The sequence below is a fragment of the Streptomyces sp. NBC_00370 genome (assembly GCF_036084755.1).
In the GTDB taxonomy this organism is placed as follows: Bacteria; Actinomycetota; Actinomycetes; order Streptomycetales; family Streptomycetaceae; genus Streptomyces.
Genome location: NZ_CP107968.1, coordinates 3866548 through 3879852 on the forward strand (window position 1 = coordinate 3866548; position 13305 = coordinate 3879852).

Sequence of the window (13305 nt, forward strand, 5' to 3'; positions counted from 1 at the left end):
GGCCGTGTACTCGTCTGCGATGTTGAACACGCTGGCGCACCGTGGACACTCGGCGCTGCCGAAGAGATGGGCAACTCCGTCGGCGAGCGCCCCTTCTCCGTCACGGAGGGCCGTCTCGTACATCCACCGGCCGATGCCGGGGACAGGCCAGCTGGTAGAAGTCGTCGGTGAAGTCCCCAAGGACGGTGCTCCAGTGGTACTGCTCCTCGGCTGCGAGCAGGTGGCGGAAGGTCGCGAGGTAATCCGCCGGCTGCGATCGAAGGTGCTGGTCCAACAACTCACTCAATTCCACGATCGCTTCGGCGCAGTCAGCCAGCAGATCGTCGCACCCGTGCTGCCCTGCCACGCGCTGTGTGATCGCCCCGGCCAGTCCACGCGCCCGTGCACTCCTCGACGCCAGGCGCACCAGCCGAGGCAGGGCTGCGAAGCTGGCAGGAGAGACAAGGTCGTGCTCAAGGCACAGCCGATACCCCAGTTCGTCCCACGCCTGGGCGTCCTCTTCGAGCTCCACCCACTCCAGGAGTTCGGGGACGCGTTCGACATCCCCGTAGCAGTCCCGCATCTGCGTCCAGTTCACCACGCAGGCAGTTAAGCGCCTCGCGGAGTAGCCGGGCTCATGACGCTGACCGTCCGGCGGAGATCATTCCGTGGCCGGGCGAGGAAGGCGATCCGTACGCACTGCCCTTCCACCCTCTGGAGCTCGGCGAAGACGCGCTGCGTGCGCTCTGCGGCTTCATCCAGGAGGGCATGCCGGAGTCTGACGACGTCGACGCGGAGAACATTGAGCTCCACGGCTTCGTCGTACGAGACCCGAACGGCCCCGATCCTGCGGAGAGCGAGGCGGCGAAGCGGAGAGCAGTAGAGGCGCTGGGCCGCCGCAGTTACACGATGGGACCTGACGGTGTCTTGATCGCACAGGACGGCCTCTAGCCGCTACCGAGGCAGCCCAGCGCCGTCCCGGGACCGCGCTCGCGGGACCCCGCCCACAGGCGGCCCAGCGCGCCGCAACGCCCCCCGCCTCGCAGCGAATCCGCGGGTGGGTCGTCGTTGGTAGTTGTCGGGGCTGCTGAGCACCGTCGGGCGGCCCAGAGACGGCCCACCTATCGCCCCCGAATCACCGCCGAGAGCCCGCTCAGAAGGAGTGATAGAGCGGATCGCGTGACTCAGGCACTTTCCCGAGCGCCCGCTGTCCGGGTAGAGGTGTCGACGGTCACGTGTCCCCATGGACCATGGGTGCCCGCTGATCGTGCGCGGCCCCAAGCGACTGCCAGAGAATCCGATGGACATCGCCGAGATACTGCCATCATGGCCGTCACCCAACTTCTCGCCCGCATTCCGGCGGAGTATCTCGCCGCGTGCCGCGAGTCAGCCAGCGCCTCACCAGACGGTGATCCTCGCTGGGATCCGCCGGCATCGGACATCGTGGACCTGGACTGGGCGCCGGCCTTGCTCACCCGCCTGGGCGAGGTGTCTGGCCTCGATGATGTTCGCCTCGACGCTCTCCGCCAGGCCACCAACGGCGACACCACTGTGGACCTAGGTTTTCTCAGTACGCACCCGCACGCCATCGGCCCGTTCGGGCCCGCCCCTACGGCTCTGTCCAGCACTCAAGTGGCGAGCGTCTCGGAGCTGCTCGACCAGATCGACATGCACTCCCTCCTGGCCACCCTGCCTACCGACAACCGCGAAGCCGGATGCCTGATCGGCCACGGGGCTGATCACATCACCGGCGGACCGCGCGAGTACCTGCTAAAGCACTTCAACGCCCTGCGTGGCTTCTACAGCGACGCAGCAAAGCGCCACCTGCTCGTCGTGCTCTGGTGGGACTGATTCGGACCCCAACGTAGGCGTCTCCCCTACGAGCACTACGTGAACTTGGGCCTGGGGAATCCCGCGATCGTCCACACCGGCCGATGGGGATCTCGTAGACGATCTCGCACAGCGCGGCGGGGATGACGATGGCCGCAGTTTCCACGGGTTGGCCCTGGTCGCTGTAGTAGGTCCGCCGGATGTGCGTGACAAGGGCGGACTTCTGGATGCCGAGGAGCGTTGCCTCCTCGGCATTCGCCTGCCGCGGTTCGAGCTGCTCCACGGCACCGCGCGGTGGTCACGTCTGGCGAACCTCTCGCAACGAGGAAGCGTGGAAGCCGGCTCTGGCCTCGGCGGGCGTCATCCCGGTGCCTGCGGCCGGCGCTCCGCACGCGGAGTACCTGGGGCACAGCGATCCCGGTCTCACTCTGCGTGTCTACGCCCACCTGATGCCGTCCAGCCGCGGGCGCACCACCAAAGCCCTGACCTGGACCTTTCAACGGTACTAGCTATTCCAGTCATCACGTAACAACCATCTACCACAAATTTGGCGATTACACTCGGTGATGGTCATTGTTATGCGGCTTCCTTAGAACAAGCCAAACAGCAAGCCGACAACTAATACTACGGCTTCTAATGCCACTCCTAGTGCGACTTGCAATGCGACTTGCAGTACGACTTGCAGCGCGGCTTTCAATGCGACTTACAATGCTGTTTGCAATGCGACTTCTAATGCCACTTCTATCGGACACACAGTGCAAAGACACCCCACCTTGACATCTCCGCAGGTGGCGGCTTGAGAGTCGGTTGGCGAGGCTCCGCACCGCTGCACCGCACAATCTGCGAGCGGAAAGACCTCATCGGAAGCTCACGCGACATTCCAACGTGGACAGGTACTACCTGCCTGAAGTTCCCGGATCGCCGAACAAGCCGCCCATCTGCGGATTTCAAGGATCGAGGGAATACCCGTAGAGTTTAGCCACGAATGGAGAGGCCGCCTCCCATGCAGGGGAGGCGGCCCGGTTCTCCATCAGCGCATTGAAAGCAGGTAACACGCGTGGAGAAGTCCATGGTGCCACGGAACAGCGTGGTCATCAGCATCAGCCTCCGGGAGCTGCCGTTCGCTTTGATCGGCATCGGCGGCGGCGCGCTGGCTACATGGGCGGCGGCCCCTCCGTGGGCCGCCATCCCGATCGCCCTGCTGGTGACGTTCCGAGTCAGCGTTCAGCTTTGGCGGGGCCGGTCGATTCGGCGCTGACGGCCCAGAGACGGCCCCGGCGCAGCATTAAGGCCCCTACCGGCGGAAAGACCGCAGGTGGGGGCCTTGAGCTGTGCTGGTTACTTCTTCTTGCCCTGGTTCTTGACCGCTTCGATCGCCGCGGCTGCCGCGTCCGCGTCCAGGTAGGTGCCGCCCTGTTTTACCGGGTGGAAGTCCTTGTCGAGGTCGTAGACCAGCGGGATGCCCGTCGGGATGTTCAGGGCTGCGATGTCCTCGTCGGAGATGTTGTCGAGGTGCTTGACCAGGGCGCGGAGGCTGTTGCCGTGGGCCACTACCAGGACCGTGTGGCCTGCCTGGAGGTCCGGGACCACGTTGTCGTACCAGTAGGGCATCATGCGGACGACGACGTCCTTGAGGCACTCCGTCTGGGGGCGGGCCTCCGGGGGGATCGTCGCGTAGCGGGGGTCGTTGATCTGGGAGTACTCGCCCGCCGCGTCGAGGACCGGGGGCGGGGTGTCGTACGAGCGGCGCCAGAGCATGAACTGCTCCTCGCCGAACTCGGCCAGGGTCTGGGCCTTGTCCTTGCCCTGGAGGGCGCCGTAGTGGCGCTCGTTCAGGCGCCAGGAGCGGCGGACCGGGATCCAGTGGCGGTCGGCTGCCTCCAGGCCGAGCTGCGCCGTGCGGATGGCGCGCTTCAGGACGGAGGTGTGGAGTACGTCGGGGAGCAGGCCGGCGTCCTTGAGCAGCTCACCGCCGCGGACCGCCTCCTTCTCGCCCTTGTCGTTGAGATTGACGTCCACCCAGCCGGTGAACAGGTTCTTCTCGTTCCATTCGCTCTCGCCGTGGCGGAGGAGGATCAGTTTGTACGGTGCGTCGGCCATGGGCCAGAGCCTAATAGACCCCGTCGGCGCCCCCGCCGCGCCGGGTGTGCTTCCTGTGCGCCGCCGCCGGACGGGTGGCGGCGGCGGTGTCGGCGGCAGGGGGTGGGCAGCATGGGGCCGGGATCTGCTTTCTGTTGGTCTTGCCGGCCGACCGTTCCCGTCCTGCCTCCTGGAGGTTCCCTTGTCCGCTCCGCGTTCGCGCCGTGCCCTCGTCGGTCTTGCCGCCGGCCTCGGCGCCATGGTCGCCGTCGCCGGGTTCGTACTGCCGCGATCGGCCGCGCCCGCCGACCACGACGACGACACGACCGTCCTGTCGTGGGTGGCGGAGAAGCAGGCCGACACCGAGCCTCGGCATCCGGAGGTCGGCGACAGTTGGGTTACCTATCTTCGGTTGCGTGAGGGATCTGCCAAAGGCGGGAACCGCCCGGTCATGGGGGACGGCAGTGCCAAGTGCTCCGCCGTCGCCGTCACCGACCGCGGCATCATCACCCAGTGCCAGCGCGTCCTGCGCACCGACCGCGGCACCATCGCGCTGAGCGCGATGATCGACCGGTTCGGTGCCGGGCCCTACACCGGTCCCTCGGCCGTCGTCGGCGGCACGGGTGCGTACGCGGGCGCCGAGGGGCAGGCCACGATCACCCTCGACGGGCCGGTCGTCCGCTTCCGTATCGAGCTTGATGACTGACCTGACTGCGGCCGATGCGGTTACGGATCCGGCTGCCTACGCCGAGGCTGCCGCTTTCCTGCTCGGCGCCGACTGGCTCACGGACAGCGAGCGCACCGTCCGTACCGCCGCCGTCCGCGCCGAGCTGCGTGCCACCGGCTCGTACCGGCACACCCCCGAGGAGCTGGCGCACGGCGCGAAGGCGGCCTGGCGCAACCACGCGCGGTGCGTGGGGCGGCTGCACTGGAAGGCGCTGCGCGTCGTCGACCGGCGCGATGTCACCAGCGCCGAGGAGGTGTTCGACGCGTGCGTGGGCCATCTGCGTGCGGCGTCGGCCGACGGGCGGCTCCAGCCCGTCATCACCGTCTTCCCGCAGCGCGCGCCGGACGGCTCGGCGATCCGGATCTGGAACCCGCAGCTGATCCGGTACGCCGGCTACCGCGACGCGGACGGCTCGGTCACCGGCGACCCGCTCCACGTCGAACTGACCGACATGGCAAGGTCGTTGGGGTGGCAGGGGCGCGGCGGCCGGTTCGACGTGCTGCCGCTGATCGTCCAGATGCCGGGAGAGGAGCCGCGCTGGTTCGAGCTGCCGTCGGACGCCGTGCTCGAAGTGCCGCTGACGCACCCGGAGTTCGGCTGGTTCGCGGAGCTGGACCTGCGCTGGCACGCCGTCCCCGCGATCTCCGACATGCGGATGGAGATCGGCGGGATCGACTACCCCGCCTGCCCGTTCAACGGCTGGTACGTCGGCTACGAGATCGGCGCCCGCAACCTCGCCGACACCGACCGCTACGACCTGCTGCCACTCGTCGCCGCGCACATGGCCATCGACACCTCGTACGACTCGACCCTCTGGAAGGACCGGGCGCTGGTCGAGCTGAACCGCGCCGTGCTGTACTCGTTCCAGCAGGCCGAGGTCCATCTGGTCGACCACCACACCGTGACACGGCAGTTCGTCACGCATGAGGACCGTGAGCGGCGCAAGGGCTACCCGGTGTCGGCCGACAAGCACTGGATCGTGCCGCCGCTGTCGGCGTCCACCACACCGGTGTTCCACCGGCCGTACGAGACGATCGAGGCGCGCCCCAACTTCTTCCGCCAGCCCGCCGCTTGGCGATGAGCGGCCGGGTTCCCTACGGGACCTGCGTGCGGCCCGGCGCCGCCACCGCGTTCGTCCCCGTCACCTTCGTGCCCGGGTGCAGGTACGAGCAGACGAACGCGACCGCGAGCGCGCCCGCCATCGCGTAGAACACCGCCCTGTTGGCCTCGGCGAAGTCCATCCGGATCGCGCCGATGGAGTCCCGCAGCGCAGTGGCGACCGGGCCGGAGCCGGTCGGGGTGCGGGAGTCCGCGTTGCCCGTGATGGATTCGGCGATGGTGTGGGCGGCGCTGTGCGCAGCGCCGTCCGGGACGCCTTTGGACTCAAGTGTGTCGACGACCCGGTTGGTGGTGACATGCGTGAGGACCGTGCCGAACACGGCGAGACCGATGCTCGCCGCGTAGTTGCGTACGGTCTGGGTGATGCCGGTGACCTCGCCGTACGAGGCGCCGATCGCGCGGTTGACCGCGTCCGTCGATGCGGGCGCCAGCAGGAAACCGATCCCCGCGCCGGCCAGCGCGGCGTACGGCCACTGGTCGTGCATGGACAGGTCGGTCATCTTGCCGGCCCACAGCGCGAACCCGATGGCGCCCAGCGCGGTGCCGAGCTTCATGGCGGGGCGCGCGCCCCGGCTGTCCAGGATCCGGCCGCCCCACTGGGACGCGATGCCGAAGCCGATGAAGAAGTAGAGGAGGTAGAGCGCGGCCTGGTTCGGTGAAGCGCTGAGGGAGACCTGGGCGTAGACCGAGGCGAAGAAGAAGACCGGGACGAAGGCGAGCATCGCGAAGAACAGCACCACCATGTCGACGGTGAACGCCCGGTCCTGGAAGACCCGCAGCTTGATCAGCGGATGCGCCTGCTGCAGCTCGTACACACCGAACAGCCCCAGGATCAGCAGGCCGCCCACGATGCAGGCCCAGGTCGTGGCGCTGCTCCAGCCCCAGGCCGACGCCTGCTGGAAGCCGAGGACGCTCAGCGCCATGCCGCCGGCGACCAGGATCGCGCCGGGTACGTCGAGGGGTTCGCGGCGCGCGATGTTGGGGATCTTCGCCAGCGCCGTCAGGACGAGGGCGATCAGCGCGACGGGCACGTTGACCCAGAAAATAGCCCGCCAGGTCCAGTCGGTGAGCCAGCCGCCGAGCAGCGGCCCGACGGCGGTCAGCGCGCCGGACAGACCGAAGAACAGCGCCAGGGCCCTGCCCCGCCGCTGCACCGGGAACACCGCGATGACGACGGCGAGCGCTGCGGGGAACATCAGCGCGGCGCCGAGCCCCTGGACGGCGCGGAAGATGATCAGCCAGCTCTGCGCGAAGTCGTTGTTCGGTACGCAGCCGCACAGGACGGACGACAGGACGAAGACCAGCGTGCCGATCACCATCACCCTGCGGTGCCCGAAGATGTCGGCCAGCCGGCCGCCGAGCGCGAAGAAGGCCGCCAGCGCCAGCAGATAGGCGTTGACGACCCATTGCATGCCGGACGCGGACAGACCGAGTTCATGGATGATGTCCGGCGCGGCGATGGCCACGATGGTCTGGTCGATGAAGGTCATCGAAACGGCGAAGAGCATCGCCGCCAGCGCCATTTTCTGGTTCGGTGCGTGTTCGGCGCCGTCGCCGGTGCCGCCGCTGGTGCTGCTGGTGCTGCTGGTGCCGCTGCTGGTGTCGCCGCTCTTACCGGCATGCTGACTCATGCCGGGATTGTCCACTGTGTACCGGGGAATTCTGATTATCCCCGGTACACCAGGCATGGCGTGTTACGAGGCGGAGCCGCCGAACGCGCCCATCTCGACGCCCACACCCGCACCCGCACCGGGCGCCACAGTCTCGGGGCCCTTCTTCGCGGCCGGCGCCGGCAGCGTCCAGTTCGCGGCGAGCTGCTTGAGCCCCGGGGTCTCCAGCGAGGTGAACTTGCCGCCGTCGGCCGCGGCCGTGTAGCCGCCGTTGGGCGAGCACATCACCGGCAGGTACTTGTCCGTCGTCAGGTCGCACTCGAAGGAGGCGACCGTGCCGTCACCGTCGAGGTCCTTGTTGGGGTGGTCGAGACCGATCGTGTGGCCGATCTCGTGGACGACCGCGTTCTTGATCTTGGACGCGTTGACCGTCGCGTCGGTGCTGAACCAGTTGGGCTCGGTCCAGTACTCGGTGTCGATCCACGCCCAGCCGCCCCACGCGCTGCGGTCGGCGGTGTTGTAGCAGTTCCAGCCACCGGACATGCCCGCCTGGCCGTCCAGCGGGCGGTACTTGGCGCCCAGGGTCAGCACATGGCGCGGGGTGGTCGCGCAGGCCTCCGTCGAGGCCTTGATCGTCGTCGACAGGGTGAACTTGATGCCCGTCACCGAAGTGAGCTGCGCCGCGGCCTGCTTGGCCGCCGGGGTCAGTTTGGTCTTGGCGTCGGCGCTGGCGAACTGGATGGTGTAGCCGGTGCCGTCGCCGGACAGCGAGTGGATGTCGGCGAGGGCCTTCCAGCCCTTGCCCGAGTAGACCTGGGTGCCGGCGGCACTCGCCGACATCGCGGGCAGCAGGCCGAGAGCGGCGCCGGCGGCTATGACGAGGAGATTGCGGCCCAGACGAGTGTGTTTCATACCGTCCCCGTGGTGCGTCGTTGTGTCTGAGGGCGTCGTTGTCTCAGATTCCGGCGACAATACAGGCCAATGCCTGACGGTCCGTCACCGGTGCTGATAACGAATCGAGGGCGGGGGGCAGACCCGGCGGGCGGGAGGTGTGGGCGTCAGTGGGGCAGTGGGCTCGGAGGCGCGGGCGTCAGTGGGGCAGTGTGCGCTGGGCCTCGTACAGATTGACGGGCAAGACCGCCTCGGGACTGCCGTAGTACTCGCTGCGCGTGTGCAACTCGCCCTCGAAGTCCGGCACATCGATCTGGTCGAACTCGCGCACCTCGCTGATGCCGACCGTCGCGCTGTACGGCGCGATCTCGTCGATCTTGATCAGACCGGCGCGTTCGTTGGTGACGGTGACGTTCCAGTGCACGAAGCGCGCGCCGTAGAGCGGGCCCGCCGTACCGTCGCCGCCGTGCCGGCCGTCGTTGGCGACGGTGACCTCGGTCCGTACGGCGGCGAACGGCAGCCCCCGGTGGGTGTCGAACGTGCCCGTCTCCATCCGGCCGCGCGACCAGACGTTGTAACTGGACAGACCCTCGACGTTGACGCCGTGCAACTGGGTGCTCTCGGGCGCCGGTGCCGTGCGGCGCTCGATCGCGAAGTCCTCGACGAGGTTGTCGTGCGATCCCTCGCGGCAGTAGTACGGGTGGTGCGCGCCGCGCCCGGCGACACGGGTACGGCGCAGGGTGCAGGCGGAGGCGGCGACCAGGCCGAAGCCGTTGTCGACGTGCCGGGCGACGATGTCGTCGGCCCAGCAGTCGTAGGCGCACTGGAGGACGACGCCGTTGTGACCGGTGTCCAGCAGATGCGGCGGCTGTGGAGTCTCGGCCGCCTCCAGCGTCAGCGCCTCGACGCCCGAGCCGGTGAGTGGGGTGATGAGCGTGGTGAGCTGCGGGGACCACTCGGGGCGTGCGTCGAGGGGCAGGGGGCGCTCCAGGGTGACGCGGCCGGGGACCGTGCCCCCTTCGCCCGCCGCGTCCGTACCCGTATCCGCTTCCACCGCCACGATCCGTACCGGCCACTCGTACGGCAGATACGACGTCAGCTTCGTCTTGCCCGTCCAGTCGTACGTGGCGGTGCCGGGCCCGTCCCCCGCCATGTGCGCCAGCAGCGTGTGGTCCGCGTCGTCGGCGAGCTGGAGCAGTACGAGCTGCCCCGGCCGCAGCCGTGACACATCGGCGGCTCGGACCGTACGGTCGCCCCGCGCGGCGGGTGCGAGCGCGCTGAGGGGCTGCCACTCGTCGCGTTCGTTGCCGGTCCAGCCCTCGTGCGGCGAGCGTCCGGCCCTGATCGCGTCGGTCAGCGCGGTCCAGCGGTCCTGCGGGCACAGCCACAGCAGTCCGCCCGCCCAGGACCAGGAGGACTTCCGGCCGCCGTCGCGCGGACCGTAGGGGCCGATCAGCTCGGTGAGGTCGCGCGGCGCGTACAGGGTGGTGCGGTCACTGCCCGCGCCACGCAGCACGACACCGCTGTGGCCGATCCGAATCACGTCGTTGATCAGGTACCTGCCGGCCGGCACGGTGACCGTGCCGCCGCCCCGCTCCCCCGCGGCGGCGAGGGCGCGGTTGATCGCGGGCGCGTCGTCGGTGACGCCGTCGCCCACGGCGCCGTACTCCCATACGTCGGAAACGACCGGATACTCGGGCAGCCGCTCGGCGCCGCCCCGCTGCCCTGCCTGTCCGACGTAGGGGATCTGCGGATGGGTGTAGGGCGAGCCGGCGAACTCACGCCAGAGTTCGGACGTACCCATGCGCTGTTCCCCCTCGGATCGCCCTCTGCAGCACCGAGCATGTCACGGAAGAAAGCGCTTACGGAAGGGTTATGAGAGGGACGGAGGGGACGGGCGCGAGAGGCCTCAGTCGGCCGGCCGCTGCGTGAGATGCGCGAAGGCGTCCAGATTCCGCGTCGGCTCGCCCCGCGAGACCCGCCACGCGTACTCCTTGCGGATCGCGGTCGCGAACCCCAGCTCAAGCAGGGTGTTGAACGACCCGTCCGCCTCCTGGAGGACCGAGCCGAGCAGTCTGTCGATCTCGTCGTCGGACACGGCGGCCAACGGGAGCTTGCCGGTCAGATAGATGTCGCCGAGCCGGTCGACCGCGTAACTCACCGCGTACAGCTTGAGGTTGCGCTCCAGCAGCCAGCGGTGGACGCCATCGGTGTTCTCGTCGGGGTGCCGGACGACGAAGGCGTTGACCGACAGCGAGTGCTTTCCGACGCGCAGGGAGCAGGTCGTGGACAGCTTGCGGGTGCCGGGGAGCGTGACGACGTACGACCCGGGCTCCGGGCTCTCCCACTCCAGCTCGGCGCCCTGGAGCGCCCGCGTGACGATCTCGGCGGCGTTCTGCTCGGCGCTCCGGGAGTCACCCCCGGACTCGCCGCCGGACCCGCCGGCAGCCCCGCCGCCGGACCCGCCGTCGGACTTGCCCCGGGGTTCGCTCTGCTCCTGCCCGTACTCCTCAGCCATGATCCTCAGCCATGGTGCGAGCGTACGCGACGGCGCCGGTCGTGCACCGCCGCCGTGTACACGTCCGCCGTCGCCGAAGCCGCCGTACCCCAGCCGAAGGACTGGGCGTGCCGGGAGGCCGCGGCGCCCATGCTGTCGACCAGCTCGGGGTGGTCGACGAAGCGGCCCAACGCGTCGGCGTAGGCGGCCGGTTCGTGGCCGGACACCAGAAACCCGGTCTCGTCGTCCCGTACCGCGACGGGCAGTCCGCCCACCGCTGCGGCCACCACCGGGGTGCCCGCCGCCTGCGCCTCTATGGCGACCAGGCCGAAGGACTCGCTGTACGAGGGCATGACGAGCACGGAAGCGGCCCTGAACCAGTCGGCGAGCTGCGTCTGCCCGACCGGCGGCCGGAAGCGTACGACGTCGGCGATGCCGAGCCGCGCGGCGAGCTTCTGCAGCCCTTCGGGCTTGGCGAGCCCCGACCCGCTGGGGCCGCCGACCACCGGCACCACGAGCCGTCCGCGCAGCGACGGATCGCGGTCGAGCAGTACGGCGACGGCGCGCAGCAGGATGTCGGGGGCCTTGAGCGGCTGGATACGGCCTGCGAAGAGCGGGACGAACGCGTCCTGAGGCAGCCCGAGCCGGGCGCGCGCCGCGGCGCGGCCGTCGGCGGGGGCGAAACAGTCCAGGTTGACGCCCGGGTGCACGACGGCGGCCTTCGCCGGTTCGGCGTCGTAGAAGCGGACGAGGTCGGCGGCTTCCTCGGCCGTGTTGGCGATCAGCCGGTCGGCGGCCCGTACGACCTGGCTCTCGCCGATGACACGGGCCGCGGGTTCGGGGGTGTCGCCTTCGGCGAGCGAGGCATTCTTGACCTTCGCCATGGTGTGCATGGCGTGGACGAGCGGGACGCCCCAGCGCTCGGAGGCGAGCCAGCCGACGTGCCCGGAGAGCCAGTAGTGCGAGTGGACCAGGTCGTAGTAGCCGGGGCGGTGTCCCGCCCACGCCTGCATCACGCCGTGCGTGAAGGCGCAGAGCTGCGCGGGCAGCTCCTCCTTGGCCAGGCCCTCGTACGGGCCCGCGTCGACGTGTCGTACGAGCACACCCGGCGCCAGCTCCACCACGGGCGGCAGGCCGCCGGTCGTGGCGCGGGTGAAGATCTCGACCTCGATGTCGATGGCGGCCAGCCGCTTGGCCAGCTCGACGATGTAGACGTTCATGCCGCCCGCGTCGCCGGTCCCCGGCTGGTGCAGCGGGGAGGTGTGCACACTCAGCATGGCGATACGGCGCGGTCTGCGGGACTGGCCCGGGATGCGGAGCCGGGGAGGTGCGACCAACGTGCCGGCGATGCGGGACACGTACTGGCTCACTACGACGGTCCTCTCGCTCTGGGGCGTGATGCGCGCCAGGGCGTGGTGCCCGGTCCGCGCGTTCCGCGCACGACAAAGAGAGGGCATTAACGCCCTCCGCCACCTGGCAACAGCGGACGGGATCTCCGCATTTCCGTTTTGCCAAATCATTACCGGCGGTCACTCAACCACTGACGCCGTCGTTCCGGATACCCGTGGTCGTTAGGCTCATTCGTATGGCATCCGTCCCGACCCCGGCATCCCCGTCGCGCACAGGACGCCCGGTGGGCGGCACAGGGCGTCCGGTGGGCGGCACAGGGCGTCCGGGGGACGGCACAGGGCGTCCGGGGGACGGCACGAGACGTCCGGTGGGCACGGTGACCCGCGGGACCACGGGCCAGAACCGGCTGCGCCGGATGGACCGCTGGATCACCGCCGTGCACGGCCCCGCGCTGCGCGCCGCCGCCGATCCGGTCGTGGTCGACCTGGGGTACGGGGCGGCCCCCTGGACGGCGGTCGAGCTGCTGCGGCGGTTGCGTACGGCCGAGCCGCGCACCGAGGTCGTGGGCGTCGAGATCGACCAGGCCAGGGTCGCCGCCGCGCTGCCGTACGAGGCGGCGGGGCTCCGCTTCGTGCACGGCGGCTTCGAGATCCCGCTGCCCGTCGGGCGGCGTCCGGTGCTGATCCGGGCGGCCAACGTGCTGCGCCAGTACGCGGAGGACGAGGTCGCGGCGGTCTGGGAGCGGCTGCGCGGACGGCTCGCCCCGGACGGGCTGCTGGTCGAGGGGACCTGCGACGAGATCGGTCGGCGGCACGTGTGGGTGGCGCTCGGCCCCGAGGGGCCCAGGACGGTGACGTTCGCGACCCGGCTCGGGTCGCTCGACCGGCCGTCCGACCTCGCGGAACGGCTGCCGAAGGCGCTCATCCACCGCAATGTGCCGGGCGAGCCGGTGCACGCGTTCCTTCGCGACTTCGACCGGGCGTGGGCCGCCGCGGCGCCGTACTCCTCGCTGAGCGCGCGGCAGCGCTGGATCAGGGCCGTAGGCGACCTGTCGGCGGACTGGCCGCTCGCCGGTGACAGACGGCGGTGGCGGCAGGGTGAAGTGACCGTGAACTGGTCGGCGCTGGCTCCGACTTCGTCCTGACACCCGCGACACCGACACGTGCGGCACTGATACCCGCGGCACCGACACATGCGCCGCGGCCATCCTGTGAGGATCTGAC

The 13305-nt window shown here is 69.5% G+C and carries 13 protein-coding genes and 2 pseudogenes; 7 read left to right on the plus strand and 8 right to left on the minus strand.

Annotated features, from left to right (window positions below; translation table 11 throughout):
* Positions 1–100 precede the first annotated feature (100 nt).
* Entirely contained in the window at positions 101–580 is a 480-nt protein-coding gene (locus OHS57_RS17185; RefSeq protein WP_328585260.1) for a hypothetical protein, read from the minus strand.
* 62 nt (positions 581–642) lie between these two features.
* Here OHS57_RS17185 and OHS57_RS17190 point away from each other — a divergent pair, with 62 nt between their 5' ends.
* Both OHS57_RS17190 and OHS57_RS17195 read left to right on the plus strand, forming a co-directional pair.
* Positions 643–930 (plus strand): DUF6928 family protein, encoded by a 288-nt coding sequence (locus tag OHS57_RS17190; protein ID WP_443043076.1) that lies wholly within the window; start codon positions 643–645, stop codon positions 928–930.
* 375 nt (positions 931–1305) lie between these two features.
* Positions 1306–1830, plus strand: coding sequence for a DUF1877 domain-containing protein (locus tag OHS57_RS17195; protein ID WP_328582522.1), 525 nt, complete (start codon positions 1306–1308; stop codon positions 1828–1830).
* A gap of 76 nt (positions 1831–1906) precedes the next feature.
* Here OHS57_RS17195 and OHS57_RS17200 read toward each other — a convergent pair.
* Positions 1907–2095: pseudogene (locus OHS57_RS17200) on the minus strand (UTRA domain-containing protein); the annotation flags it as partial.
* On the opposite strand from OHS57_RS17200, the pseudogene OHS57_RS17205 reads away from it, so the two are divergent.
* Both OHS57_RS17205 and OHS57_RS17210 read left to right on the plus strand, forming a co-directional pair.
* Positions 2091–2318 (plus strand): annotated as a pseudogene (locus tag OHS57_RS17205) (site-specific integrase); the annotation flags it as partial. The pseudogenes OHS57_RS17200 and OHS57_RS17205 overlap by 5 nt on opposite strands.
* Before the next feature lie 548 nt (positions 2319–2866).
* On the plus strand, positions 2867–3067 hold the full coding sequence (locus OHS57_RS17210; protein ID WP_328582523.1) for a hypothetical protein: 201 nt from the start codon (positions 2867–2869) through the stop codon (positions 3065–3067).
* Between the two features lie 80 nt (positions 3068–3147).
* Here the strand turns inward: OHS57_RS17210 and OHS57_RS17215 are convergent, their stop codons facing one another.
* Complete coding sequence (locus tag OHS57_RS17215; protein WP_328582524.1) at positions 3148–3909, minus strand: phosphoglyceromutase; 762 nt, start codon at positions 3907–3909, stop codon at positions 3148–3150.
* A 181-nt stretch (positions 3910–4090) separates the two neighbouring features.
* On the opposite strand from OHS57_RS17215, the gene OHS57_RS17220 reads away from it, so the two are divergent.
* Positions 4091–4594, plus strand: a complete 504-nt coding sequence (locus OHS57_RS17220; protein WP_328582525.1) for a hypothetical protein — start codon at positions 4091–4093, stop codon at positions 4592–4594.
* Positions 4587–5696: a nitric oxide synthase oxygenase gene (locus OHS57_RS17225; RefSeq protein WP_328582526.1), complete on the plus strand. Its 1110-nt coding sequence runs from the start codon at positions 4587–4589 to the stop codon at positions 5694–5696. Before OHS57_RS17220 ends, OHS57_RS17225 begins: the two co-directional genes overlap by 8 nt.
* A 13-nt stretch (positions 5697–5709) precedes the next feature.
* Here OHS57_RS17225 and OHS57_RS17230 read toward each other — a convergent pair whose 3' ends face one another.
* From OHS57_RS17230 to mshA, 5 genes are all read right to left on the minus strand, one after another.
* Positions 5710–7365, minus strand: coding sequence for an MFS transporter (locus OHS57_RS17230; RefSeq protein WP_443042907.1), 1656 nt, complete (start codon positions 7363–7365; stop codon positions 5710–5712).
* A 63-nt stretch (positions 7366–7428) separates the two neighbouring features.
* Positions 7429–8256, minus strand: a complete 828-nt coding sequence (locus OHS57_RS17235; protein ID WP_328582527.1) for a M12 family metallo-peptidase — start codon at positions 8254–8256, stop codon at positions 7429–7431.
* 178 nt (positions 8257–8434) lie between these two features.
* Positions 8435–10039, minus strand: a complete 1605-nt coding sequence (locus tag OHS57_RS17240; protein ID WP_328582528.1) for a glycosyl hydrolase family 28-related protein — start codon at positions 10037–10039, stop codon at positions 8435–8437.
* Between the two features lie 105 nt (positions 10040–10144).
* On the minus strand, positions 10145–10753 hold the full coding sequence (locus tag OHS57_RS17245; protein ID WP_328582529.1) for a YbjN domain-containing protein: 609 nt from the start codon (positions 10751–10753) through the stop codon (positions 10145–10147).
* Positions 10754–10758: 5 nt separating this feature from the next.
* Entirely contained in the window at positions 10759–12102 is a 1344-nt protein-coding gene (gene mshA, locus OHS57_RS17250; protein ID WP_041988035.1) for a D-inositol-3-phosphate glycosyltransferase, read from the minus strand.
* A 395-nt stretch (positions 12103–12497) separates the two neighbouring features.
* On the opposite strand from mshA, the gene OHS57_RS17255 reads away from it, so the two are divergent.
* Positions 12498–13226 carry a class I SAM-dependent methyltransferase gene (locus OHS57_RS17255; protein WP_328585090.1) on the plus strand — a complete coding sequence of 243 codons (729 nt, stop codon included), beginning with the start codon at positions 12498–12500 and terminating at the stop codon, positions 13224–13226.
* Positions 13227–13305 lie beyond the last annotated feature (79 nt).